The sequence below is a fragment of the Streptomyces sp. NPDC044003 genome (assembly GCF_056435185.1).
Map to the genome: position 1 here is coordinate 156,651 of NZ_JBWKFA010000009.1, position 25,485 is coordinate 182,135.

The following is a 25,485-nucleotide window of genomic DNA, read 5'->3' on the forward strand; positions in this document are numbered from 1 at the left end:
AGGCCCTCCCATGTCCGACCTGCTCCGCGCTCCCGCCGAGATCAAGTACGCCGAGGAACTCGACTGGCTGGAGTCGATCGACGACAACCCCAAGCCCTTCTCCTGGCGCCTCTCCCCGAAGATGGTCCGCCTCTTCATCCTCGGCTCCGAGCGCGCCGACGGCCTCGACCGGGAGGTGACGCAGAAGTGGTTCGGCGACCGCAGCTTCGTCGAGCGCTCCATCGTCACCCTCGCCTCCGACCGCGGCCTGCTCCTCATCGGCGACCCCGGCACCGGCAAGAGCTGGCTCGCCGAACTCCTTGCCGCCGCGATCAGCCGCAACTCCACCCAGGTCGTCCAGGGCACGGCCGGCACGACCGAGGACCACATCAAGTACTCCTGGAACGTGTCCATGGTCATCGCCAAGGGCCAGTCCCGCGCGTCGATGATCCCCTCGCCGATCATGACCGCGATGGAGACCGGCACCATCGGCCGCTTCGAGGAGCTCACCCGCTCCACCAGCGACGTCCAGGACGCGCTCATCTCGATCCTCTCCGAGAAGTACATCTCGGTCCCCGAACTCGACGGCGCCGACGGCGAGAACATCGTCTTCGCCAAGCCCGGCTTCTCGGTCATCGCCACCGCCAACAGCCGCGACCGGGGCGTCAACGACCTCTCCTCCGCGCTCAAGCGCCGCTTCAACTTCGTCCGCATCCCGGTCGTGACGAACAAGAAGAGCGAGGCCGAGATCGTGCGCTTCCGCACCGAGGAGCTGCTGCGCCGGCACGCCATCGAACTGGACGTGCCGCCCACCCTCCTCGACGTCCTCCTCCAGAGCTTCGCCGACCTGCGGGCCTCCGCCGCCGCGGCCGGCAGCGACGACGAGAAGCTGGAGTCCGCCCTCTCGACCGCCGAGCAGATCGGCGTCCTCGAGGACTCGATCCTGCACAGCAACTTCTTCGGCGAGCGCACCCTGACCGCCCGCGCCCTCGCCGCCTCCCTGGTCGGCACACTCGCCCGACGCGAACCGGAGGACCTGGCCATCCTCAACAAGTACCTGCACGGCGTCGTCGAGCCGCGCGGCAAGGAGGAGGGCGGCTCCTGGCCCGAGTTCCTCGAGGGCGGCCGCGAAGCGATCGCGAAGCTGTCGTGACCGGGACCCCGTTCACCGCCCTGCGCGGCCAACTCCACGAGGCTGCTGCCGAGTTCGCCGGAGGTGCGGACGCCCTGGAGGGCATCCTCCTCGGCCTCGTCGACGACGTCGACCGCGCCGTGGCGGAACCCCTGGAGATCTTCCCCGTCTGCCACCACTCGCCCGCCTCCGCCCTCGCGATGGCCCGCCGGCTGCGCGAGAAGCAGCCCAAGGTCGTCTACCTGGAGCTGTGCGAGGACATGACGCCGCTCCTCACCGAGCTGCGCAACTGCCGGCTGCCGGTCGCCGTGCAGGCGTTCGCGAGCGACATCGACGGCTTCCCTCCCGACTGGGCACCGCTGTCCGTCGTCGCCCCCGTCACGGAGGCCTCCGCCGAGTACCAGGCCATCGCCTACGCCCTCGACACCCCCGGCGTGGAGCTGGTCCTCGTCGACCGCTCCTCCGACCACGTCTTCCAGTGGGACCCCCGGCACGATCGCACCGACGAGCCGGACGCCCGCGCGGAGGGCGGCACCGAGGCGGCACTCCACGGGGAGGCCGTCGGCGTCGAGATCGGCGACCTGCGACCCCGCTTCGCCGAACTGGAGGAGCACCTGCTGCGCCACGGCAAGGTGCGGCACTGGTCGGAGTGGTGGCACCAGTACGTCGAGGTGCCGCTCGGCGACAGCGACCACGACACCTACCGCCAGGTCATGTTCCTCATCGGCAGCCTCTTCCGGCGGCTCGCCCCGGGGGACGGGGACCGCGTCCGCGTCGACGAGGACCGCGAGCGGTACATGTGGACCCGGATGCGCGAGCACCTCGCCGCCACCGGCACCGACCCCGCGGACTGCCTCTACGTCTGCGGCGCCTTCCACGCGGCCAGCCGCGTCGACGAGTTCGGCGTGCACGGCAGCGACGGCTTCGAGATCTCACCCCCTACGGCCACGACCTGGCAGTACGGTCTGATCCCCTCCAGCAACGCGGCGATCGAGGCCCAGTTCGGCCTCGCCTCCGGCTCCGTGTCCATCGCCGCGACGCAGTGGACGAAGAACCTCAAGCGCACCCGGGTGAAGCCGTACCGCCTCGACGGACAGGCCGGCACGAAGAAGACGGCGGCGAAGACCACCGGGCCGGCCGCCCTCCCCGAGACCGCCGCGCCGGCCGAGGACCGCCTTTCCGGCTTCCTCCGGCGGCCGCCGGTCCTCGACACCCTGGACGAGACCGAACTGCTCGGCTGGTCCGTGGACATCGTCCGCGCCGCCCGCCGCAACGGCTACCTGGCCTCCACCGCCGACGCGATCGCCGTCTTCGAGACCTCGATCCTGCTCGCCGGGATGCGGGACCGGGCCAAGCCCACCCCGTACGACTTCCAGGACGCCGCGGTCACCTGCATCGAGAAGGACAGCGTGCCCGGGCGCCGGGACGTGCGCCGCCTCGTCGAGATCATGATGGGCGGCGACCGGATCGGCCAGGTCGGCTACGAGGCACTGCCACCGCTCGCCCGCGACGTCCACGACCGGCTCGCCCCCCTGGAGCTGAACCTCCAGCAGCGCGGGGTCCGCCGGGCACTCCTCGACATGACCTCCCGGCCCGAACTGCGGGCCTGCTCGGACGTCCTGTGGATGCTGCGCCGCCTGATGCCGGGCGCCGCCGCACGGCCCGTCATGGGGGAGCGGCGGCTCGGCGAGCGGTCGATCCAGGAGTCCTGGGACCTCGCCCTCGGCACCCACCAAAGGGCCCTCATCGAGCTCGGCTACGAGGGCGTCAGCCTCGAACAGGTCCTGGAGCAGCGCCTGCGCCGCACCGCGTACGCACCGCAGGCGACGACCGCCGAGGCCCTCGCGGCCGTCGAGGACGCCACGCTGTACCTGGGCGGCCGACGCCTCGCCGAGGAGCTCGGCACCCGCGCCCTCGAGGTGCTGGCGGGTGAGCGTACGGTCGACGGTGCGCCGGAGGTCCTGCGCCGGGTGCGCGGACTCCTCGCGTACTACCGCACCAGCGAGCCGGTGCTGCCGCCGTGGATCCAGTCCTTCGTCAGAACCGGCTACGCGCACTACTGCACGCTGCTGCCGACGGCCTTCCGCGACGAGGACGCGACGGTGGGGCAGGTCGCCGCGATGCTCGGCTTCCTGTTCAGCATGGAGAGCCTGGCGCTCTCCCTCGGCTGCGACCGGACCCAGCTTGAGCTGGCCGTCGCCCAGGCGCATCCCGAGGACCCGGCGAAGACGGCGCTGCTGTGGGCGGCGCAGGTACAGCTGGGCACACTCACCCGGGGTGAGTTGCGGACCCGCTGCGACGAGCTCCTCGCCAACCCCCTCGTCGTGCCGTCCTATCCGCGCTACCTCAGCGGCTTCGTGCACGCCCTGGAGCCGGTGCCGGGCCTCGCGGACGTGGTGGTGGAGGCCGTGTCGAACGCCTTCGGCCGCCTGCCCGACGCCGTACTGCTGCCGTGGCTTCCGGTCCTCATCACGACCCTCCGCTCCAACGCGGCGGAACTGGCCCCGCTGCTCATCCGCGAGGCGGGACGGATCTTCCCGGCCCGGCTCGCGGCCCTGGACACCTGGGTCCCGCCCTGGCACACCCCACCGGCCGCCCCGACCGGCCTTCCCACGGGCGCCGCCCCCCGGGGAGCGGCGCTCCTGCCCGCCCACCCGACGACGTGCGACGCCCTCGCGGAGCTCCTCGGCTCCGCGGAGGGATGGACCACGACGAACGGCCCGGCGGCGACGGGCGCGGCCCTCCTCACCACGCACCCGGCCACGGCCGACGCACTGGCGGTCCTCATGGCCCGATGACACCACCCCGGTCCGCTACTGGCCGACCCGTCCGTCGACACACTCGCGCAACAGGTCGGCGTGCCCGCAGTGGCGGGCGTACTCCTCGATCCGGTGCACCATCAGCTCCCGCACCGCGATCCCGTCCTTCGGGAGGCGCTCGCCCAGGTCCGGGTGCTCGGCGAGGGCGGCGTCGGCCGCGGCCTGCTCGCGCTCCAGATCGGCGTACGAGGCGTCGACCACCGCCTGGTCGGCGACGGCCTCGTGGAAGTCCGCGTCCCGCTTGCCGTACACCTTCGGCAGCGGTTCACCGGTGATCCAGGTGATCCAGTCCCGTTCCACCTCGGCGAGGTGCCGGATCAGACCGAGCAGCGACATCGTCGACGGCGGAACGGAACGGCGGGCCAGCTGTTCCGGATCCAGGCCCTCGCACTTCATCCGCAGCGTCAGACGGTAGCCGGAGAGGAAGTCCTGGAGCGTCGCGAGCTCGCCCTCCGGGGCCTCGCCGCTGTCACGGGGGTCGTCGGCAGGGTCCGCCCACATGTCGGGGTAGACCGTCGCCCGGCTCCATCGCTCGGGAAGATCATTCATGCGCCCATCCTCGCGCGCGAGGCCGTCGGCCCGCCATGGAATTGTGTCGCCCCGGCGGGGCGCCCGCCGTGCGGCCACCCTGCCCCGGGCGGCCGCACGGCCGAGCCCGGGTCAGGTCGTGCAGAACGGCAGGGTCCGCACCTGTCCGCCGAGGTTCTCGTCGTCGGTGCCGAGGAGGGCCTCGGCGGATCCGGGCAGACACTCCACGGCCTCGATCTTGTATCCCGGGAACGTCCCGAGCACGGTCGGCGAGGCCGCCTGCGCGATCCGTACCCGACCCGTCGCCGACACGGTCACCCGGCCCGCGTCGCTCACCGCCGAGTCGAACGGCCCGTCGTCACCCGCGTCACCCGCCGAACCGACCACGATCCGGCCGGAGTCCGTCACCGCGATGTCGGAGATGTGCCGCGCGCCGTCACCCGTCGGGTACGCGGCCCGGTAGCTCCGCTGCGAGACGGCGCCGAACAGGGGCTGCCCCCACGGCGCGAACGTCAACGACGCGGCGTACAGCGTGGCCGGCCGCCCCGCCCCGGCGCCCCGGTCCGCCCAGAGGGCGGCGAGCTTGCCGTCCCGGGCGACGAGCGCGAAGCTCTCGAAGTCGTCGCCCTCGCCGATCGCCGGCAGCGGCGTGTAGTCGACGACCGTCGCCGTCGAACCGGCGATCTTCAGCCGGTAGAGGATGCCGCGGCCGGTGAGCGCCAGGAACTCCCCGGGCATCCCCGGGATGGGCTCGACGGCCTCCAGATCGACGGGTTCCGCGCCGTCCCAGGTGAGCGGGGTGACGACGGCCGAGTTCTCGGTGCGGGTGAGACGGGACAGCCGCGGCTGCCCGGACCCCTTGTTGTCGTGGACGACCAGGGCGTTCACCCCCTCTCCGTCCGCGGTACGTCCCTCGTACGCGAGACCGCTGACACCGCTGCGGGAGTCACCGCCGACCTTCTGCCAGGAGTCGGCCGCTCCGGCCGGGGCGGCGCCGAGCACCGCGAGGAGCGCGGTCGTCGCGGTGAACCAGGTCATGCGCTGCAACATCGGATTCTTCACGGGAAGTCGCTTGCCTTCTCTGTCCGACAGACGCGAGGTCACGCGCCGGGCGCCAGGTTATTGATCATGGTCAGCGCCGCCCAGCGCGCGTTGCGCCATCCGCCGGAGCGTGAAGTCGTACGGGGGCGCGCGGCCGGGTCGCACACGGCGGCACCGGTCCGTCCACGCACGGCGGCGGTTCACTCGTGACGGTGGACTCCGGCCGAGCCGCCGCCCCTGCCCGTCGAGGCTCGGGCACCGTGACTCCCATGCCCGCCCGCCGCACCGCATTCCTCCTGCTCATCGCGCTCCTCACCACCGGATGCGTGGCCGTCCCGCACGGTCCTGCCCCGGCTCCGGCGCCCCGCCCCGGCGGACTCGCCCCGGCCGCCGACCGTCCCCCCGCCCCCCTCCCCACCCCCACCCCCCTCGCCACCCCCACCTGGCCCGTCCTCACCGAGCCCGCCCCTCGGGAGGCCCTCGGCACCACGGACCCCCGCCCGGCTTCCCGGACGGCCGAGGCATCCGGCCGGAAGACGGCCGACGCGTCCGCCGAGGCGCGCACCGACGGCCGCCCACCCGCTCACAGGGCGGCTCCGAACCGCCCGCACACCACCCCGAACAAGCCGAGGAAGCCCGCGAACAGGAATCGCGCGAACAGGAATCCCGCGAACGGGAAGTCCGCGAACAGAAAGCCCGTCACGAGGACCGTGCCCCGCCCTCCGCAGAACCACCGGCCCGGCCCCGCTCGCCCGCACCGGCAGACGGATGCCCGGCCGCCCGAGATGCGGCGCCTCTGCCGCCAGGCCGAGTCCATCCAGGCCCCCATGGGCGCCGCCGACCTCTGCCGCGGCCTGTACGGCCGCTGACCCCGGCGCCTCGTCCCGGCCGGGCGGAAACTCGGTTGTACCGTCCCGATCCGCCCGGCTATAAGACGATCATGTTCACACCACGGCCCTTCCTCCACGCCGACATGCCCCGCCTCCAGGAGACCGTGGGGGAGTGGATCGCCACCGCCGGCCGCGACGCCTACGACCACGTGGGCGAGCTCCCGCACCGCGTGTACGACAACCTGCGCGGTCTCCCCGTCGGAGACCTGGTGCACGTCTGGGAGCACGAGCAGGACGGCCGGGTCGGCGGCGTCACCATCTGCCTTCGGTTCGGCGCCGCGTTCGACGCGTTCTGCGCGCCGGAACTGCGCGGTACCGACACCGAACGCGCGATGCTGACGTTCGCCGCCGACACCACCGCACGGCACATGGCGGACGACGAGGAGTACGTCCTCACCGACCTCTTCGAGACCGACACCCTCCGCGGACGTCTGCTGAACGAACTGGGCTTCACCCACTTCCGGATCTGGGACGACGTGAACACCCGCGGCCTGACCGATCTCCCTCCCGTCGTGGTGCCCGAGGGATTCACCGTCCGGGCGGCCACCCTCGACGACGCCGAAGCCCTCGCCGAGGCCCGCAACGCCTCCTTCGGCACCGACTGGACGGGCGCGGCCTACCGGGACGGAATGATGACCCGGCCCGGGTACGACCCGGCCCGCGAGATCGTGGCCGAGGCCCCGGACGGACGCATCGGCGCGTACACCGTCCTCTGGGTCGACGAACGCAACGGTCTCGGGCACTTCGAGCCCGTCGGCACCCACGAGGCCTTCCGCCGCCTCGGCCTGGCCCGGGCGGTGATGGCCGAGTCCCTGCGGCGCATGGCGGAGCTGGGCCTCCGGCGGGTGACGGTCAACCACGACGCCGAGAACCTCCCGGCCGCGAAGCTGTACGGCTCCCTGGGCTTCACCCCCGAGTGCCGTACCCACGGCTACCGCCGGGCGAAGGCCCAGGACTCGATGTCGCGATAGCGGATCGGGCCCGGGCCCCGGCCGTAGTCGCTGCCGACGAGGTGAAGGCGCTCGGCGGGCCAGCGCCGGCCGGTGAACCCGGCGAGCGCGTCGGCCACCTCCAGCACGGACCTCGGATCGTCGCGGCGGGCACGGGCGAGCGTCAGGTGCGGACGCAGCGGCCGGTCCTCGAAGGGAATGCCGCACTCCTTGACGACCGTCCGCACCTCCGTGGCGATGCGGTGCAGTCCGTCGAGGTCCCCGTCGATCCCGCTCCACAGCACCCGGTCGTCGAAGTGCCCTCCGCCGCGCAGCGCCAGCTCCACCGGCCGGTGCGCCGCCGCGATCGCCGCCAGCGGCGGCCGCAGCAGAGGGACGGTCGCCACCGGGAGCTCCCCGAGGAACGCCAGCGTGATGTGCCAGTCCTCGATCCGGTTCCACCGCATCCGCGGGTACGCCTCGTACGCCGGGCCCAGCTCGCGCGCCAACTCGTCCTTCGCGTCGTCCGGCGGGGCGAGCGCGACGAAGACCCGCACGGTCGAGGTCCGCGCCCTGTCCTCGTCGCCGGACTCCGTACCCTGCCCGGGCGCCTCAGCCATCTTCCGTTCCCTACCCACCGTCTGTCCCGCAGCCTTCGCAGGCGAGGGTACGCGGTGCCCCGGCCCCCACCCGCGGCGGGGACGCCCCGCGCCCCGACCCGACCCGACGCGCCTCGACCCGACGCGCCCCGCCGTGCCGTCAGCCGGTGAAGGCCGCGAGGGCCAGGCGCTGGGCGACCGCCGCGGCGCCGTCGCGTATGAAGGACGAGGTGCCCATCGCGTAGACCGCGCGGCGGTCGAGGTCCCGGGAGGCGAAGACACCGCTCCGGTACCCCGGTTCGGAGCCGGTCTTGCCCCAGAGGACCGAGCCGTCCGGCAGCGGGACGGACATCAGCCCGACGCTGAAGCAGGCCGTCCCCCTGCCGGGACCGGTGTTGCACGAGGCCTCGTCGGCGTACGGCAGCGGCTCGCCTGCCTTGCCCTTCGGCACGGTGAACAGCTCCGCCGTCTGCTCCGGCCGCAGCAGCCGGCCGTCGAACAGACCGGTGATGAACCGGTCCAGGTCACCCGTGGTGGAGGTCATGCTCGCGGGCAGCCCGCCCTGCACGTTGACATCGACCTGCTCGCCGTCGCTTCGCCGCAGGTACCCGGGCAGGTACGGCCGGGGAACGGGCGTGCTGCGGTCCGGGACGGCAGCCGCGGTCTCCCGCATCCCCAGCGGCCGCAGGATGCGGGTCGTGACCTCGTGCTGGTAGGAGTGCCCGGTCAGCTCCTCGATCAGCTTGCCGGCGACGCGGTATCCGAAGGAGTTGTACTGCTGACGGGTGCCCGGGCTGAAGTGCGGGCCGGGGGCCGGCCTGCCCTCGGGGCGGAGCGTCTGCTCGATCACCTCGTCGAAGGTCAGGTGGTCGAGGCGGCGCTCGATCTCCTCCTCGGCGGAGGGCGCCGGCGCGCCCTCGAAGTCGTCCGGCAGACCGCTGGTGTGGTTCAGCAGCTGCCGCACGCTGATCGGCTCCGGGAAGCGGCTCTCCGGCAGCAGCCCCGGCAGGTAGTGCTGGACGCTGCGGTCCAGGTCGACACGGCCCTCACCGGCGAGCTGGAGCAGGATCACCGCCTCCATCGGTTTGCTGATGCTCCCGATCCGGAAGTGGGCGGCGGGGCTGACGCGCCGACCGGAGACGACGTCCCCCGACGTGCCGCGCCACACCTCCCCGCCCTTGTGTACTTCGGCGACGATCCCCGCGACACCGTCCTCGGGACGTAATTCCATCGCCGCGCGCAGGGCGCCGCGGTCGATCGGGGCACCGGTCCCACCGTCCGCCCGGGCGAGTGCCGCGGGACGTGCGGGCGCGGCGGGGGCCGCCTGCGCCGGCGCGGCGAGGCCCCACGCCAAGGCGGCGGTCAAGGTCAAGGTCAGGGCCGGGGGCAGGGTCGAGGAACGGCGCACGGAGAGCTCCACTCGGAAGGTGTCGATCATGTCCCTTCGAGTCTGTCCGCCCGGGCCGCCCGTCGCGCCGGGGATCACCCGGGCCCGCCCCTGAAACTCCCCTGACTCCGCATCAGGGGCGCCCGCCGTCCCGCGCCCCCCATGCGCTCCCTCGCGGGGGTGGTTCCCCGAGGGCCAGTGGGGCGCAGCGCGGCACGGCCCGCCCGGCCGGGGAGCGCTCCCGGCCGAAGCTGTGCGCTGCCCCCTGTCCACCTTCGAAGACGGAGGTTCGTCCATCCATGACCCACGCACTTCTCCGAGCGGCGGCACGGCGCCGCAGACCCGGCGGGAGGGTCGGGGCGCCGGCCGCGCTCGGGCTCGCGCTCGTCCTCGCCCTGCCCGGCACCGCTCTCGCCGCCCCGGGTGACCTGGACCCGACCTTCGGGCCCGACGGCCGGGTGACGACCCCCATCAGCGGGTACGCGGAGGGCCACGACATCGTGCGGCAGGCCGACGGAAAGCTGGTCGTGGTGGGGACGAGCGAGGCCGGCTTCGCGCTCGCCCGCTACAACACCGACGGCGGCCTCGACACCTCCTTCAGCGGCGACGGCATCACGACCAGCGACTTCGGCGGCGGCTTCCACTCGGCCAACGCCGTCGCGATCCAGCCCTCGGACGGCAAGATCGTCGTGGCGGGCACCACCGAGGTGATCGCCGAAGAGGGCGGAGGCTGCTGCTTCTTCTCCGTGGCCCGCTACAACACCGACGGCACCCTGGACGCGGGCTTCGGCAACGGCGGCCTCGTCCGCGTCGACGAGTTCGGCGGCTCCGCGGACGGCTCCGACATCGCCGTACAGCCGGACGGCAAGATCATCGCCGCGGGCAAGGGCGCGGGCGGCGGCTACGCGCTCGTACGCCTCGACACCAGCGGGAACCTCGACCCCTCCCTGGGCGGTGACGGGGCCGTGGTCGCGGGCTTCACGCCCACCTCGCCCCAGGACGGCGGCGGCATCGCCCGGAGCATGGCCCTCCAGCCGGACGGCAAGATCGTCTCCGTCGGCTACGTGGGCAACACCGCCTTCGACATCGGCGTGGCCCGCTACAACAGCAACGGCACCCTCGACACCACCTTCAGCGGCGACGGCATGGTCACCGCCGACTTCGGCGGCACCGAGTTCGGCAACGCCGTGGCCGTACAGCCCGACGGCAAGATCCTCGCCGCGGGCTCCGGCGGCGCCGGCTACGCCCTGCTCCGCTACCACAGCAACGGCACCCCCGACGCCGGCTTCGGCACGGCCGGGCGCACCTCGGTCAACTCCCCGGGCGACGGCGGCTTCGCGTACGCCATGGCGCTCCAGCAGAACGGCAAGATCGTGCTCGCCGGCCGGGCCGACGACCCGAACAGCTCCGAGGCCAACGACTTCGGCCTGGCCCGCTTCAACCCGAACGGCACCGTCGACACCGGCTTCGGCGGGGACGGCTTCGTGGTCACCGGCTTCAACGACTTCGACGAGGCCCGCGGCGTGCTCGTCCAGCCCGACGGCAAGATCGTCGCGGCCGGCTACGGGGCGGGCTTCGCCTTCGCCCTCGCCCGCTATCAGGGCGGCGACGGCACGCCCTCGTACGCCGACCTGTCGGTGACGAAGGCCGGTACGAGCACGGTGCGCATCGGCGACCGCGCCACCTACACGGTGACGGTCACCAACGCGGCGTCCTCCACCGCCACCGCGACCGGCGTCACGCTGACGGACACGCTCTCCGGCGCCGGCGCGACCCTCATCTCCGCGGTCCCGTCGCAGGGCACCTGCACCACCACCGCGACGGGCGCCACCTGCTCCCTCGGGTCCCTCACCCCGGGCGCCGGTGCCACCGTCACGGTGACGGCCGAACCCCGGGCCACCGGCACCCTCACGAACACCGCGGGCGTCAGCGCCACCCAGCCGGACCCGGTGACCCCCGGCAACACGGCCGGCGCGACCACCTCGGTCAACAACTCCCGCGGCTGCACCGTCATCGGCACCAGCGGCGCGGACACCCTGAACGGCGGATACTCCAACGACGTCATCTGCGGCCTCGGCGGCAACGACACCATCCGCGCGAGCTACGGCACCGACACCGTCCACGGCGGCTACGGCAACGACAACATCGACGGCGGCTTCGGCGACGACACCCTCGACGGCGGTCCCGGCAGCGACACCCTGACCGGCTACTACGGCAACGACCGCCTCACCACCACCGACGGCGTCTCCGGCAACGACATCGCCAACGGCGGCTCCGGCACCGACACCTGCACCACCGACCCGGGCGACTCCCGCATCAGCTGCCCCTGACCCCACGCTCCTCCGGGTGCCGTCGCCGCGACCCACGGCGACGGCACCCGGTGGTCCTCAGGCCAGGTCGAAGGACGGCTCCGGCATCAGGGACCGCGGTCACGGCTCCGGCCGTGCCCTCGCCTGCTCCCGTACCGCGCGCGGTGACAGGCCGAACTCGGCCCGGAACACCCGGCTGAAGTGACTCGCCTCGCCCAGGCCTCTGCGCGCCGCAAGGACGTACGCGGGCAGGTGGGCGAGCGACGGGTCGAGAAGGTCCCGGCGGATCTGCTCCAGGCGGCGCCGCCGTACGTGATCGCCGACCGTCACGCCCGACTCCCGGAAGAGCGCGTGGAGATGGCGTACGGAGATGTGGTGCGCCGCCGCGATCGTCCCCGGCGACAGGTCCTCCGCGAGCCGCTCGTCCACATAGGCGAGGATCCGCTCCAGGGCCCCCACCGACCCGGTGCCGGGAGCCGGACCCGCGCCGCCCGTCTCGCGCAGCAGCGTCCGCAGGATCGCCGACACGTGCTCGCCCATGTCCCGGCGGGCCAGTGGCCCGAACCCGCCCGCCCGCTCGGCCAGTTCACCGAGCACCGCCGAGAGCACCCGCCCGCTCGGTGAGCGCGGCAGCTCCGCGTTGGCCGTCACCGCGCCGTCCGCCCGCGCCAGCTGCCCCGCCGTACCGGCGTCCAGGGACAGCACGAAGTACCGGTGCGAGGAGCCGAGTTCGAGGCGGAACGGCCGCGCGCCGGTGTAGAGCACGAAGTCGCCCGGCGTAAGTGCCGCCCGGCGTCCGTCCTGCTCCAGCTCACCGTGCCCCGACACGAGCAGCCCGAGGAGATGGCCCGGCCGGGGAGCCGCGGGGGAGGGTCGGGGCATCACCCGGATCTCCTGCTCCCCGGTGATGTCGCAGCCGCTCAGGGCACCGAAACGACTCGGCCGCATGTCGGCGGCGTACCCCTCGTCGCCCGCCCTGGCCCGGACGAGCACCGTGTCCGAAGCGCCCGACAGGTCCGCCGAGGCGGTGTCGAGGTAGCCGAAGACCAGATTGCCGTCGTCCCGCCGCTCCACCCGCATGCCGTGCTCCTCCCGCCCCCTGCCCGCACCGCACGCACCCTTCGCGCCGTCCGGTCCGCGCACTGCGGGCACAGAACTCTGCGCTGCCGGACCAGTGCCCACCGCGGGATTGCCAGATGCTCGCAGAGTCCCCGCTGCACCCGGAAGCACAGAGGCGGTAACAGATGGATGTACTTCTGGCCATCCTTGGCCAGTTCGGCCTCTACGGCCTGCTCACGGTCGGCATCGCGGTGATCTTCGCGGCGACCCGCGTGGTCAACCTCGCCCAGGGGGACCTGGCCATGGCCGGCGCCTACGTCGCCGCGACCGCGACCGCCGCCCCCTTCGGCCTCCGCACCCTGCTCGCCCTCGCCGCCGGAGCACCCCTGCTCCTCGTCGTCGAACGGCTGCTGCTGCGCCGCCCCGGCTCCGACGGCCTGGCCGCCATGCTGGTCACCTGGGGCCTGGGCATGGCCCTGCGGCAGGGCGCGGAACTCCTCTTCACCGGGACCTCGCGCACCGTCGCCGTACCCGTGGACGGCACCCTCGACGTCCTCGGCACCCCCTACCCGACGTACCGGCTCGTGTGCGCCCTGACCGCGATCGGCGTCATCGCCCTCGTCCTGCTCGCGGCCCACCGCACCGACTGGGGACTGCGGCTGCGGGCCGTCGCCGACAACCCGGCCATGGCGGCGCTCCTCGGCACCGACCCGCGCCGGATGCGCGCCACGGCCTTCGCCGCCGGCGGCCTGCTCGCGGTCCTCGCCGGAGCCCTCTACAGCCCCGTGCTCGCCGTGAACCCCGGCATGGGGTTCAGCCTGCTCGTCCCCGTCTTCTTCGGCCTGCTGCTCAGCCGCCCCGGAGCCCTGGCCACCGCCGCCGGCGCCGCCCTGCTGATCTCCGCGCTGTCGGTCCTGCTGCGCACCTGGCTCTCCGACACCCTCGCCGAAGCCCTCTTCTACGCCGTCGTCGTCGCGATCGCCGCCCTGCGCTCGCGCCCCTGGATCGGAAGGTTCTCCGCATGGTTCCGTCGCACCCCCGCCCCCGCGAGCGCCGCATGACGCCCGCGCTCCGGACCACCGCGCTCGCGATGGCGGGCACCCTCGCCCTCGCGCTCACCGGCTGCCGGGGCGCGGCCCTGTCCGACGACGACGCCCCGGCCACCGGCGGACCGGTGAAGATCGGCGTGATCGTCCCGCTCACCGGACCGGTCTCCCAGGTCGGCACCGCCCTGCGCAACGGCCTCGAACTGGCCGTCAAGAAGGTCAACGCCGACGGCGGCGTGCACGGCCGGCCCGTGGAGTACGTCGTGGTGGACGACGCCGGCGACCCCGCCAACTCCACCCAGCTCGCCCGCCGTCTGGTCCGCCAGGACAAGGTCACGATGCTGTTCGGCACCATCACCGGCGACACCGCCGAAGCGGTCGGCAGGGTCGCCGACGAGGCGCACGTGCCCTTCGGCACCGCCATCCTCGGCGACACCGAACACTGCTTCGGCTACCAGTGGGGCTTCGGCGAGTCCACCCGGCAGATGCTCACCCCCACCGTCCCCGGGCTGATCCGGACGTACGGCACCAAGGTCGCCCTCGTCGGCTCCGACTACAACTACCCGCACTTCTACGCCGGTGTCGCCGCGGAGCTGGTGAAGAAGGCCGGCGGCACCGTCGTCGCCGAGGAGTACAGCCCCCTGGGGCAGACCGACTGGCAGCCGGTCATCGGCCGGCTCAAGTCCGCGAGGCCGGACACCGTGCTCTCCATGGTCGTCGGCGCGGACGCGGTCACCTTCGGCAAGCAGGCCCAGCAGTTCGGTCTGCTCACCCCGGAGCTCGGCTTCGAGGGGGCGTCCCTGGACGCCGACTTCCAGCCCGCGCTCGGCGAGCTCGTGGCCGGCCGCACCCACACGGTGCGCTGGAGCGACCGCCTCGACGACGCCGAGAGCCGCGCCTTCGTGAAGGACTACCGGGCCGCCCACCAGTGGAAGGCACCCGTCCCCGAGGTCGCCGGAAACGCCTACTTCGGCGTCAAGTTCCTCCTGGCGGCCGCGGAGAAGGCCGGCTCGACCGACCCCCGGGCCGTCAACACGGCGATCGGCGGGCTCTCCTTCGACAGCCCCCTGGGCAAGGGCACCCGCTTCGACGCCTCCAACCACGTGCTCCAGGCCGACATGCGGGAGGTCACCATCGGCCGCGACGGCGCCTACACCGTCACCCGGACCCACCCCATGGTCGCCGACAGGACCCCGAAGAAGGGCTGCGCGTGACCGTCCCCGCCGCGCCCGGCGCGTCCGCCGCCCGCGTCGCCCCCGCGGAGGGCGTACGGCGCGCACTCCGACTCGCGCTTCCCGGCCTCGCCGGGGTCGCCCTGCTCGCCGCCCCCTTCGGCCTCGACGCCTTCGCCGTCGCCACCCTCACCCTCGGCCTGTGCCACGGCCTGTTCGCCTTCGGCCTCGACCTGAGCTGGGGCCGGGCGGGACTGCTCAGCGTCGGACACGCCGCCTTCTTCGGACTCGGCGCGTACGCCGTCGCCCTCGGCCAGGAGCACCACCTTCCCCAGGCGGTGACGGTCGCCGCGGCCGTCGTCGCCGCCATGGTGATCGCCCTGCCCGTCGTCCGGATCGGTCTCGCCGCCCCGGTCCCCGACGCCCCGCTGATCCTCCTGACGATCGGCGTCGGACTCCTCCTCCAGCGCGCCGCCACCACCCTCGCCCCGGTCACCGGCGGGACCAACGGACTCTCCGTCTCCGGACCCGACGTGGTGACCTCCTACTACGTCACCCTCACCGCCGTCGCGGCCGTGGTCGCCGTCTGCGGCCTCCTGCTCGTACGCGGCCGGTTCGGCGCCCGCCTCATGGCGGCCGCCCGCAACCCTGAGCGAGCCGCCCAGAGCGGAGTCGACGGCACCCGCGTGCGCGCCACCGCCTTCGCCGCGAGCGCGGCCGTCGCCGCCCTGGCCGGAGCACTGTACGCACCCGTGGCCGGTCTGGTGTCGCCGCAGGTCTTCGGCCTCGGCCTGTCGACCTCCGTACTGATCTGGCTGGCCCTCGGCGGTCGCGCGTCCACGGTGGGGCCGTTCGCCGGTGCCCTCGCCGTCACCGTCGGCCAGCAGTACCTGGGTTCCACCTGGCAGGGCTGGTACCTCCTCGCCCTCGCCGCCCTGTTCCTGCTCGTCGTCCAGGTGGCACCCGCCGGGCTCACCGCCGCCCCGCGCCGGTGGCTGGCCGGCCCCGGGCCGGACGTACGCCTGCCGGCCGCGGCCCGCCGCCCCCGGAGCCGTACGACCCCGGCACCCGCGCACGAGGAGTCCACCCCGCTCGCCGTCACCGGCATCCGGAAGTCCTTCGGACCCGTCCAGGTGCTCTCCGGCGTGGACCTGACCGTCGAAGCCGGCCGCTGCGTCTGCCTGATCGGCCCGAACGGCGCCGGCAAGAGCACCTTCCTGAACGTCGTCGCCGGACAGCTCGCCCCCGACGCCGGGACCCTGAGGCTCTTCGGCACCGACGCGGCCGGGCTGCCCGTCCACCGCCGGGTGGGACTCGGCGTCGGCCGGATGTTCCAGATCCCCAGCGTCATCGCCGAACTCTCCCCGGCCGACAACCTCCGCCTCGCCCGGATCGAGGCACCCGAACCCGTCGAACCACCCGCGGAGTTCCGCGACCTCGTCGAGGACGAACTCCGGCCGGCCGGCACCCTCCCGCTCGCCGACCGGCGCCGCCTGGAGCTCGCCATGGTGCTCGCCGCCGCTCCCCGGCTGCTGCTCCTCGACGAACCCGCCGCCGGACTCGGGCCCGACGACGCCCGCCGCCTCACCCGCGAACTCCGCGAGGTCAACCGGCGCACCGGCTGCGCGCTCCTCGTGGTCGAGCACGACATGGACATCGTGCGGGAGCTCGCCGACGAGGTCGTCGTCCTCGCCGAAGGGCAGGTCCTCGCCCGCGGCCCGCTCGACGCGGTCGCCGCCGACCCCGCCGTCCGCACCGCCTACCTGGGAGCGCGCTGATGCTCGAACTGACGGGCCTCGCCGGCGGATACGGGCAGGCCGCCGTCGTCCGGCCGGCCGACCTGATCGTGCGGGGAGGCGAGATCACCGCCCTGATCGGCCGCAACGGCGCCGGAAAGACGACCCTCCTGCGGACCGTCTTCGGTCTCGCCGACCGGCACGGCGGCCGCGTGACCCTCGACGGACACGACATGCCGCCGGGCCGCCCCGAACTCCTCGCCCGGGCAGGCGCCACCCTGATGCCCGAGGACCGGGGCGTGTTCCCCGCGCTCACCGTCGCCGAGAACCTCCGCCTCGCCCGCCGCCGCGACACCGTCCCCGCCGTCGACCCGTACACCGTCTTCCCACTCCTCACCGACCGCGCCGGGCAGCAGGCAGGCACGCTCTCCGGCGGGCAGAAGCAGCAACTGGGCATCGCCCGGGCGATGCTCGCGGGCCGGAGCCTCATCGCGGTGGACGAACTCACCCAGGGCCTCCAGCCCTCCGTGGTCGCCGACGTCCTGGAAGCCCTCGGCGCGATCGCCGCCGCCGGAACGGCCGTCCTCCTCGTCGACCAGCACGCCGGCGCACTCCTCGACCACAGCCGGCACGTCGTGGCGATGGAGGCCGGGCGGATCGTGCTCGACGCACCGAACGGACCCGGACTGCGCGACCGCCTCGACGACATCCTCGCGGTCCGCTGACCACCCCACCCAACTTGGAGCCGCCCCCATGGACCCCTTCGCCTCAGCCACCGACCTCGCGGCGGCCGTGCGCCGGCGCGACCTCAGCCCCGTCGAGATCGCCGACACCTACCTCCGCAGGATCGCCGAACACGACGGGGAACTCGCCGCGTTCACCTGGATCGACGAGGACGCCGTCCGCGCCGCCGCACGCCGTGCCGAACAGGCCGTCACCGACGGCGGCCCGCTCCCGCCGTTCCACGGCGTGCCCGTCCCCGTCAAGGAGCTCACCCAGGTCGAGGGCCAGCCCGCCACCTACGGCTCGTACGGCGTCGACGACCGCCCCCGTACCCTCACCGAACCCGTGGTGCGCCGACTCCTCGACGCCGGATTCCTCCTCATGGGCCGCACCAACTCGCCCGAGATGGGCCTCCTTTCGACCACCGACAACAGCCGCTTCGGCAGCACCCGCAACCCCTGGAGCCCCGAGCACTCCGCCGGCGGTTCCAGCGGTGGCGCCGCCGCGGCCGTCGCCGCCGGCCTCGCACCCGTCGCCCACGCCAACGACGGAGGCGGATCCATCCGCATGCCGTCCTCCTCCTGCGGACTCCTCGGCCTCAAACCCAGCCGGGGCCGCGTCCCCCAGCAGGTCCCCGGCTGGGAACACGCCACCGTCGAGGGCGCCGTCACCCGCACCACCCGGGACGCCGCCGCGCTGCTCGACGCGATGTCCGTACCCGACCGGCTCGCCATGTACCAGGCCCCCGCACCCGACCGCCCCTACCTCGACGAGGTCGGCCGCGACGCCGGACGCCTCCGGATCGGACTGCTCACCGAAGCGCCCACCGGCCTGCCCGTCGACGCGCAGTGCGTCGCCGCCGCCGAGTACACCGCCCGGCTGCTCGAAAGCCTCGGCCACCACGTCGCCCCCGCCTCCCCCCGCTTCTTCAGCGAGGAGGCGATCACCGGGTACGCGCAGACCGTCCTCGACGCGGCGCTCTGGGCCGCCCCGTACCAGCAGCCGGAACTCGCCGAGCCCCACCTGAGGTTCCGGATGGACCGGGCCGCCGGGAAGCACTCGGGGGAGTACACCCGGGCCGCGGCCCTGCTCGCCGAGGAGGCCCGCGCCGTCCGCGCCCAGTGGGGCCAGGAGTTCGACCTGCTCCTCACCCCCACCATGGCCTGCCTGCCGCCGCCGGTGGACGCCCTGCTCAAGGAGGCCAACGCGGACCCCGGCGGCCCCCGCACCACCGAGACCCGGATGATCTCCTTCACCTCGATCTGCAACATCACCGGCCAGCCCGCCGTCAGCCTGCCCACCTTCACCTCGGCCGAGGGCCTGCCCGTCGGCAGCCAGCTCATCGCCGGCCCCTGGGACGAAGCCGCCCTGATCCGCGTCGCCGCCGAACTGGAGGCCGTCGCCGGCTGGCCGGGCCGCCGGCCCGCGCGCTACCTCGCCTGACGGCCCGTACGCGAGGCATTCCCCTTCGTCGGCGATGGCACCGCGCCACCGCCGCTCCCGGTTCCCCCTCCCCAGGGAACCGGCCCCCCTTGGAAGGAGCCGCACATGGCACGCACCGCACCGGCCCGCATGCTGCGCCGGATCGTCGCCGAACACTCCACCGAAACGGCCGTCGGCGGGCCCTCTCGCCGTACCCTCCTCGGTGGACTCGCCGCCGGGGTGGGCCTGGCCGCCACCACCGCCGTCGGCGCCGCCCGCCCCGCCCGCGCCGACACCGCACCCCAGCCCGTCATCGCGATCGTCGGCGCCGGCATCGCCGGACTCACCGCCGCCCTGCGGCTCGCCGACCACGGCATCGCCTCCGCCGTCTACGAGGCCGACACCCGCGTCGGCGGCCGGATCCACTCCAACCCGGCAGGCTCCTACTGGGGCGACGGCCAGAGCTCCGAGTGGGGCGGCGAGCTGATCGACACCGGCCACACCCGCATGCAGAGCCTCGCCGCCCGCTTCGGCCTGCCCCTCGACGACCTGCGCGCCGCCGAGCCCGCCGGCGCCACCGAGGTCTACCGCTTCGACGGCGCCTACTACACCTACGCCCAGGCGAGCGCCGACTTCAAGAAGCTCAAGCCCGTCATCCAGCAGGACCTCGCCACCTTCAACTGGCCCGTCGCCTGGGACGCCGCCAACAGCCCCGGCGCGGTGGCCCTGTCGAACATGTCCCTCCACGACTGGATCGCCACCCGCGTCCCGGGCGGTCACGCCTCGCCGTTCGGACAACTCCTCGACGTCGCCTACACCACCGAGTTCGGCATGGACACCCCGTCCTCGTCGGCCCTCGGCATCATCGGCATGCTCGGCTACCAGCCGACCCCCAACGGCTTCGCCCTGTTCGGGGAGAGCGACACCCGCTACCGCGTCCGCGGCGGCAACCAGCGCCTCCCGCAGGCCATCGCCGCCGCCCTGCCGCCCGGCACGGTACGCCACGGCTGGCGGCTCCGGTCCGTGGCGGCCGCGGCGGGCGGCCGCCAGCTGCTCACGTTCACCGCCAACGGCTGTACGCAGACGGTGCTCGCCGACCACACCATCCTGGCCCTCCCCGTCGGCGTGCTCCAGCGGATCGACCTCTCCGCCGCCGGATTCGACAGCCGCAAGCTCGCCGGCATCGCCGCGATGCGCATGGGCCAGAACTGCAAGCTCTCCCTGCAGTTCGACACCCGCCACTGGAATACCACAGGACCGTGGGGGATCGCCGGCGGCAGCACGATGAGCGACACCGGCTACCAGACCTCCTGGGACTCCAGCAGAGCCCAGCCCGGCGGGATGGGCATCCTCACGGTCTACGCGGGCGGCAGCCACGCGGCGGACTTCACCCCGTCCACGCCGTTCCGCACGGCCGCCGACCCCCAGATCGCCGGCTACGCCCAGGCGGCCCTCGCCCAGCTCGAACCGGTCTTCCCCGGCCTGACCGCCCACTGGACCGGCAAGGCCACGCTCGCCGCCTGGCCGCTCAACCCGAACGCGAACGGCTCGTACGCCGGCATGCCCACCGGGTACGCCCACCAGCACGGCGGCTACGAGAGCGTCCGCCAGGGCAACACCCACTTCGCCGGAGAGCACACCTCCGCACTCGCCCAGGGCTACATGGAGGGCGGCGCCGAGTCCGGCGAGCGCGCGGCCGACGAGCTCCTCACGGACCTCGGCGTCCTGTAGCCCGCCCGCTCGACTCCGTACGGAGGAAGGGCCCGCCGGAGGAGATCCGGCGGGCCCGTCCGACCGGTCCGTGGTCATCCCGGCACGTCGTCCCGTCCGGTCGTCCCGGCACGTCATCCCGGCACGTCGTCCCGGCGGGTCATCCCCGGCCGGGCAGGAGTCCCTGTTCCAGGGCCACGACCACGGCGCGGGTCCGGTCGCTGACGTCCAGTTTCGCGAAGACGCGCAGGAGATGGGTCTTCACCGTGGCCTCCGCGATGACGAGACGCCGGCCGATCTCGGCGTTGGAGAGCCCGTCGGCCACCGCGCCCAGCACGTCCTGTTCGCGCGCGGTGAGGACGACCGGGGCGGGTCGGCGCATCCGGGCGACCAGGCGTTCGGCGATGCGAGGGGCGAGGACGGTCTCGCCGCGCGCCGCCGAGCGGACGGCCTCGGCGAGCTGGTCGGCGGTGGTGTCCTTCAGCAGGTAGCCGATCGCGCCGGCCTCGACCGCCCGCTCGATCTCCACATCGGTGTCGTACGTGGTGAGGATGAGCACCCGGGTCGGGGCGGGTCCCGCGGCGATCGCGGCGGTGGCCTCGACCCCGTCCATGACCGGCATGCGCAGGTCGACGAGCGCGACGTCGGGCGTCAGCCGCTCGACGAGGCCGAGGGCCTCGCGGCCGTCGCCGGCCTCGCCGACGACGGAGATGTCCGGGACCGGAGCCAGGAGGGAGACCACTCCGGCGCGCATCACGGTGTGGTCGTCGACGACCACGACCCGGATGGGCTCGTGCGCTTCGGGCATGTCAGGGCCGTCCGTTCGTGTGGAAGGTCGCGAGGACGCGGGTGCCGTCCCCGACCGAGCTGGTCACCGTCAGTTCCCCGTCGAGCTCGGCCAGCCGCTTGCGCATGCCGTCGAGACCGAAGCCGCGCGAGGCCTCGACGACGAATCCGCGTCCGTCGTCGGTGATCTCCAGCTCGATGGCGTACGGCCCCTGGGCGAGGACCACGCCGACGGTGCTCGCGTCGGCGTGCTTGCGTACGTTGGCCAGGCACTCCTGGGTGCAGCGCAGCAGCGCGATCCGGGTCTGCTGGTCGCAGTCGACGTCCTCGGCCAGCTCCGCGTCGACCGTGATGCCCGTGTCCTGGGCGAACCGCTCCAGGGTGCGGCGCAGGGTCGCCACCACCGAGCCGGGGGTGAGTCCGCCGTGCGGGGCCGAGCCCACCAGGACCCGGGCCTCGGTGAAGTTCTCGCGGGCGGTCCGTTCGATGGAGCGCAGCTGCCGGGCCGTGTGCTCCGCGTCCGGGTCGAGGCCGGCCTGGGCGGCCTCGGCGAGGACGATGATGGAGGCGAAGCCCTGGGCGAGGGTGTCGTGGATCTCGCGCGCCATCCGCTCCCGCTCGTCGGCCGCGCCCTGGGCGCGATGGGCGTCCGCCAACTGTTCCTGGGTGAGGGAGAGTTCGGTGGCGAGCGCGGTGGCACGCGCCTCGCCGTCCGCGACGAGCCGGTGGAGCAGCAGTCCCGCCAGCACCGACACGGCGTACCCGGTCAGGGCGGCGGCGGCGTTCCCCGGCGAATCGCGCCAGAGGCTCCCGGCCGCCGTGGCGGCCGCCGCGCAGCCGCTGAGCAGGACGGCGGCACGGGGGCCGCGGGTCTGGAACCAGAACTGGGGGAGAGCGGCGATGAGCAGGGCCGCGCCGCCGCCGGGGAGTGCCGCCATCACGCCGAGCCCCACGGTCAGGGCCGCCAGGTAGACCGGCGCGTGGTGACGGGCGCGGTGGACGGCCGTGTACACGAGGGCTGCCGCCACCAGGGCCAGGGAGACCCGTTTCCCCGGCCCCGAGTCGTTGCCGGCGCCGATGACCGAGGGGACCAGGCCGAGGAGCAGCCACGCGGCCGTGTACCAGCGGCGGAGGGCGGTGAGGGCCTGTCTTTCCGTCACCGGGGTCGCCGTCCCGTCGCACGTCCCGTCAGACACCCCGTCAGTCATGTGATCAGCCTACGGATGCCGTCGGGGTCGCCGCCCGCTCGGGCTCTCCGGATCGGCGTACGGCGCGCGTGGGCCACCAGTTCGCCTCGCCGAGCAGCAGCATCAGGGAGGGCAGCACCAGGACGCGGATCACGAAGGCGTCGAGGAGAACCGCGACCGCCAGGCTGAAGCCGATCTGCTTCATCTCGATGAGGTGCAGCGCGGCGAAGCTCGCGAACACCGTCACCATCACCACGGCCGCGCTGGTGACGACCCCGGCGGAGGAGGAGAGCCCCTGGAGGACCGCCTGCCGCGTGGGGTGTCCGTTCAGGCGCGCCTCGCGGATCCGGCTGATCACGAACACCTGGTAGTCCATGGAGAGGCCGAAGAGGATCACGAAGAGGAAGAGGGGCACCCGGGAGCCGATCGAGCCCGTGGAGGTGAAGTCGAGGAACGCTTCGGCCCATTCGCCCTGGAAGACCAGGACGAGGACACCGAGCGAGGCGAACGCGGAGAGCAGGTTGAGGAGGACGCCGACGGCACCGAGGACCACGGACCGGAACGCCCACACCGTCATCACGAAGGTGACGAGAAGCAGCGCCCCGACGATCAGCGGCAGCTTCCGCTTCTGGTGGGCGGGGTAGTCGGCGTAGCGGGCGACCTCGCCGGTGACGGCGACCTCGGTGCCGGCGAGCGCGCCGACGGTCCCGGGCACGAGGTCGGTGCGGAGCAGGTCCAGCGAGGCCCGGGCCTCGGGACTGTTCACGGAGCAGGGGACGGCCAGCTCGAGGAGGGTGGTACGACGGTCGGCCGAGGTCCGCAGGACGGGGGTGCCGCCGATCGCCGGGTCCTCGGCGCTCGCCCGGTCCGCGAGCGTCCGCAGGGCGGCGGCGACCTCGTCGGCCCGTTCCGGGTCGGCTCGTACGACCACCTGGTGCATGGCCTTCAGTTCGGGATAGGCGGCCATGAGACGGTCGTAGGTCCTCATGGCGGGGATGGCGCGGGAGTGCGTCTCGCGGCTCATCTCCGTGATGTGGATGCCCAGGACCGGCAGGGCGAGCGCGAGGAGCGCGAGGGTGGAGACGACGAGCGTCACGGCAGGGTGCTCGGCGACGGGACGGAGGACCGCGGCGGTGATCCGCCCGCCGGCACGGCGCGTGCGCGAAGAGCGGTCCGGCACCGGCCTCTTGCGGGCCCTGCGGCGTTCGGCGCGCCCGCCGAGGAGGGCGAGGACGGCGGGCAGGACGGTCAGCGAGCTGAGGACGGCGACCAGGGTGACGACGACCGCTCCGGTGGCGATGGAGGAGAAGATGACGTCGTCCGCGAGGTACAGGGTCGCGCTGGAGACGGCCACGGCGAGCCCGGAGACCACCACGGCCCTGCCGGAGGTGGCGGCGGCGAGCTCCACGACGGCCTCCGTGGTGAGGCGTCCGCCGCCCGCCCGGGCCCGTTCCTCGCGCTCCCGCTTCAGGTGGAAGAGGGTGTAGTCGACGCCGACGGCGAGCCCGATGAGGAGGATGACGTTGGTGCCGACGCCGGCGTCGGGGAAGACGTGCGAGGCGACCATCGACAGGCCGACGGCGGCCACGATCGAGGAGAGCGCGAGCAGCAGCGGCACGACGGCCATCACCACGGAGCCGAAGACGATCAGCAGGGTGACGAGGGTGACGGGCAGTGCGATCACCTCCGTACGGGCGAGGTCGTCGCCGCGGAGCTTGTCGACGCCCTTGCCGACGGAGGGGCCGCCGACCTCCTCGACGAGCAGCCGCGGGTGCGCCGCCCCGACCTCGGCGGTCTGCGCGAGCAGCGCGTCGACGTGCTCCTTCCCGTCGAACTCTGCGCCCTTCATGGTGACGTCGACGCGCAGGGCGGTGCGCCGGGTGTCGGCGACCGGGTCGGACACGGACAGCACCTCGGGCAACCGCCGCATCCGGACGCCGATCTCGCGGGCGGCGGCCTCGGCCTCGGCCCGGTCCAGGGGGCCGGTGCCGGGCGCGGCCCGGATGAGGACGCGTTCGAGGGGTTTCTGCTGGAGACCGCCCTCGGCGGCGAGGGCCTCGGCCCGGCCGGCCTCGCCGATGCGGAAGTCCTCCGAGGTCGCGGGGTGGGAGCCGAGGGCGATGCCCGTGCCCAGGCAGAGGGCCACGAAGAGGAGCCAGCCGGCCAGTGCGCGCCAGGGACGACGGGCGCTGAGTCGGGCCATGCGTACGGTCGGGTTCGTCATGCGTCCCAGACTCGTCGGCGGGGCTGTCGCGCCGACAGGCTCGGCCGGTGGAACCTCGTGTCCACCGGTCGGTGGACACGAGGCCGTCGACGCAGGTCAGGTCAGGTCGGCCCGATCGGCTGGTCGGGGTCGAGCTTGATTCCCAGGCGCGCGGTGGCACTCGCGAGCACGCCCCAGAGGGCGTCGCTCAGGAAGAGGGTCAGGTCGTCGAGGGAGCTCCCCGACCCGGGGTGGGCGGCCCACTGGTTCACCACGCCGTCCACCAGGCCCACCATGCCGAACGCCAGGTTGAGGTGGAAGCCGGTGGGCGCCGGTTCCCCGTCGAGGAACCGATCGGCGTACGAGTCCAGAAGCCGCGCGAGGTGGAGGGCGATGGCGGTGCGGGTGCCCGTGACGGCGGGCGAGCCGGTGCCGAGGAACCGGTGGAGGTGGGGGTGGAGCGCCACCCAGCCCACGTAGGTGGCGGCGCCGAGCTCGATCGCCTCCCGGATGGTGCCCTTGGGGTCGAGGGCGGGGGCGAGGGCGGCCATCAGCTCGTCGGTGATCCGCGCGCGGATCTGCTCGTCGAGGTCCTCGCGGCTGCGGAAGATCCGGTACACCACGGAGCGGGGCATGCCGGCCTCGGCGCCGATCGCCGCCACGCTGACGGTCGTTCCTTCCCGCCCGATGACGGCGAGGGCCGCGGTGAGGACCTGGTCCCGGCGCTCGGCGCGGTGGCCGGTCCAGCGTGTGTCGCGGCCGTCGGGGCGCCCGTCGTTGCGTGTGTGTCTGTCCTCGGCCACGGCGTGGATGCTACCCGGCGATCAA

The 25,485-nt window shown here is 73.6% G+C and carries 20 protein-coding genes; 11 read left to right on the forward strand and 9 right to left on the reverse strand.

The genetic code is table 11. The features are described from left to right. Positions 1–10: 10 nt before the first annotated feature. Together AC07AW_RS30905 and AC07AW_RS30910 are read left to right on the forward strand one after the other, a co-directional pair. Positions 11–1,132 (forward strand): ATP-binding protein, encoded by a 1,122-nt coding sequence (locus AC07AW_RS30905; protein WP_478818753.1) that lies wholly within the window; start codon positions 11–13, stop codon positions 1,130–1,132. Continuing rightward, positions 1,129–3,909 carry a DUF5682 family protein gene (locus tag AC07AW_RS30910; protein ID WP_478818754.1) on the forward strand — a complete coding sequence of 927 codons (2,781 nt, stop codon included), beginning with the start codon at positions 1,129–1,131 and terminating at the stop codon, positions 3,907–3,909. Before AC07AW_RS30905 ends, AC07AW_RS30910 begins: the two co-directional genes overlap by 4 nt. A 15-nt stretch (positions 3,910–3,924) precedes the next feature. On the opposite strand, the gene AC07AW_RS30915 is transcribed toward AC07AW_RS30910, so the two are convergent. Together AC07AW_RS30915 and AC07AW_RS30920 are read right to left on the reverse strand one after the other, a co-directional pair. After that, the gene (locus tag AC07AW_RS30915) at positions 3,925–4,479 is read right to left on the reverse strand and encodes a DinB family protein (protein ID WP_478818755.1); all 555 of its coding nucleotides are present in this window, start codon (positions 4,477–4,479) and stop codon (positions 3,925–3,927) included. 111 nt (positions 4,480–4,590) lie between these two features. Continuing rightward, positions 4,591–5,496 (reverse strand): hypothetical protein, encoded by a 906-nt coding sequence (locus tag AC07AW_RS30920; protein WP_478818756.1) that lies wholly within the window; start codon positions 5,494–5,496, stop codon positions 4,591–4,593. Between the two features lie 272 nt (positions 5,497–5,768). On the opposite strand from AC07AW_RS30920, the gene AC07AW_RS30925 reads away from it, so the two are divergent. Next, positions 5,769–6,368 carry a hypothetical protein gene (locus AC07AW_RS30925; RefSeq protein WP_478818757.1) on the forward strand — a complete coding sequence of 200 codons (600 nt, stop codon included), beginning with the start codon at positions 5,769–5,771 and terminating at the stop codon, positions 6,366–6,368. 71 nt (positions 6,369–6,439) lie between these two features. Then, positions 6,440–7,360, forward strand: a complete 921-nt coding sequence (locus tag AC07AW_RS30930) for a GNAT family N-acetyltransferase (RefSeq protein ID WP_478818758.1) — start codon at positions 6,440–6,442, stop codon at positions 7,358–7,360. Here AC07AW_RS30930 and thpR read toward each other — a convergent pair. Then, a complete protein-coding gene (gene thpR / locus AC07AW_RS30935; protein WP_478818759.1) occupies positions 7,321–7,938 on the reverse strand; it encodes an RNA 2',3'-cyclic phosphodiesterase in 618 nt (205 codons plus the stop codon). The genes AC07AW_RS30930 and thpR overlap by 40 nt on opposite strands. A gap of 139 nt (positions 7,939–8,077) precedes the next feature. After that, positions 8,078–9,355, reverse strand: a complete 1,278-nt coding sequence (locus tag AC07AW_RS30940; RefSeq protein ID WP_478818760.1) for a serine hydrolase domain-containing protein — start codon at positions 9,353–9,355, stop codon at positions 8,078–8,080. Positions 9,356–9,603: 248 nt separating this feature from the next. Here AC07AW_RS30940 and AC07AW_RS30945 point away from each other — a divergent pair, with 248 nt between their 5' ends. Continuing rightward, a complete protein-coding gene (locus AC07AW_RS30945) occupies positions 9,604–11,634 on the forward strand; it encodes a calcium-binding protein (protein WP_478818761.1) in 2,031 nt (676 codons plus the stop codon). 99 nt (positions 11,635–11,733) lie between these two features. Here AC07AW_RS30945 and AC07AW_RS30950 read toward each other — a convergent pair whose 3' ends face one another. Beyond that, entirely contained in the window at positions 11,734–12,693 is a 960-nt protein-coding gene (locus tag AC07AW_RS30950; RefSeq protein ID WP_478818762.1) for a helix-turn-helix domain-containing protein, read from the reverse strand. A gap of 164 nt (positions 12,694–12,857) precedes the next feature. On the opposite strand from AC07AW_RS30950, the gene AC07AW_RS30955 reads away from it, so the two are divergent. The 6 genes from AC07AW_RS30955 (at position 12,858) to AC07AW_RS30980 (ending at position 20,502) form a co-directional block, all read left to right on the forward strand. Further along, positions 12,858–13,733 (forward strand): branched-chain amino acid ABC transporter permease, encoded by an 876-nt coding sequence (locus AC07AW_RS30955; protein WP_478818763.1) that lies wholly within the window; start codon positions 12,858–12,860, stop codon positions 13,731–13,733. After that, entirely contained in the window at positions 13,694–14,932 is a 1,239-nt protein-coding gene (locus AC07AW_RS30960) for an ABC transporter substrate-binding protein (protein ID WP_478818764.1), read from the forward strand. The genes AC07AW_RS30955 and AC07AW_RS30960 overlap by 40 nt, the downstream gene beginning before the upstream one ends. Next, positions 14,929–16,668, forward strand: a complete 1,740-nt coding sequence (locus AC07AW_RS30965) for a branched-chain amino acid ABC transporter ATP-binding protein/permease (RefSeq protein ID WP_478818765.1) — start codon at positions 14,929–14,931, stop codon at positions 16,666–16,668. The genes AC07AW_RS30960 and AC07AW_RS30965 overlap by 4 nt, the downstream gene beginning before the upstream one ends. Then, complete coding sequence (locus AC07AW_RS30970; RefSeq protein WP_478818766.1) at positions 16,668–17,351, forward strand: ABC transporter ATP-binding protein; 684 nt, start codon at positions 16,668–16,670, stop codon at positions 17,349–17,351. Before AC07AW_RS30965 ends, AC07AW_RS30970 begins: the two co-directional genes overlap by 1 nt. A 28-nt stretch (positions 17,352–17,379) precedes the next feature. After that, complete coding sequence (locus AC07AW_RS30975; RefSeq protein WP_478818767.1) at positions 17,380–18,792, forward strand: amidase; 1,413 nt, start codon at positions 17,380–17,382, stop codon at positions 18,790–18,792. Positions 18,793–18,897: 105 nt separating this feature from the next. Then, complete coding sequence (locus AC07AW_RS30980; RefSeq protein ID WP_478818768.1) at positions 18,898–20,502, forward strand: flavin monoamine oxidase family protein; 1,605 nt, start codon at positions 18,898–18,900, stop codon at positions 20,500–20,502. Between the two features lie 139 nt (positions 20,503–20,641). On the opposite strand, the gene AC07AW_RS30985 is transcribed toward AC07AW_RS30980, so the two are convergent. From AC07AW_RS30985 to AC07AW_RS31000, 4 genes are all read right to left on the reverse strand, one after another. Beyond that, positions 20,642–21,289: a response regulator gene (locus AC07AW_RS30985; RefSeq protein WP_478818769.1), complete on the reverse strand. Its 648-nt coding sequence runs from the start codon at positions 21,287–21,289 to the stop codon at positions 20,642–20,644. Between the two features lies 1 nt (position 21,290). Next, positions 21,291–22,475 (reverse strand): sensor histidine kinase, encoded by a 1,185-nt coding sequence (locus AC07AW_RS30990; protein WP_478818770.1) that lies wholly within the window; start codon positions 22,473–22,475, stop codon positions 21,291–21,293. Between the two features lie 4 nt (positions 22,476–22,479). Then, positions 22,480–24,678: an MMPL family transporter gene (locus tag AC07AW_RS30995; RefSeq protein ID WP_478818771.1), complete on the reverse strand. Its 2,199-nt coding sequence runs from the start codon at positions 24,676–24,678 to the stop codon at positions 22,480–22,482. Positions 24,679–24,779: 101 nt separating this feature from the next. Then, positions 24,780–25,460 (reverse strand): TetR/AcrR family transcriptional regulator, encoded by a 681-nt coding sequence (locus AC07AW_RS31000; RefSeq protein WP_478818772.1) that lies wholly within the window; start codon positions 25,458–25,460, stop codon positions 24,780–24,782. Positions 25,461–25,485: the final 25 nt, after the last annotated feature.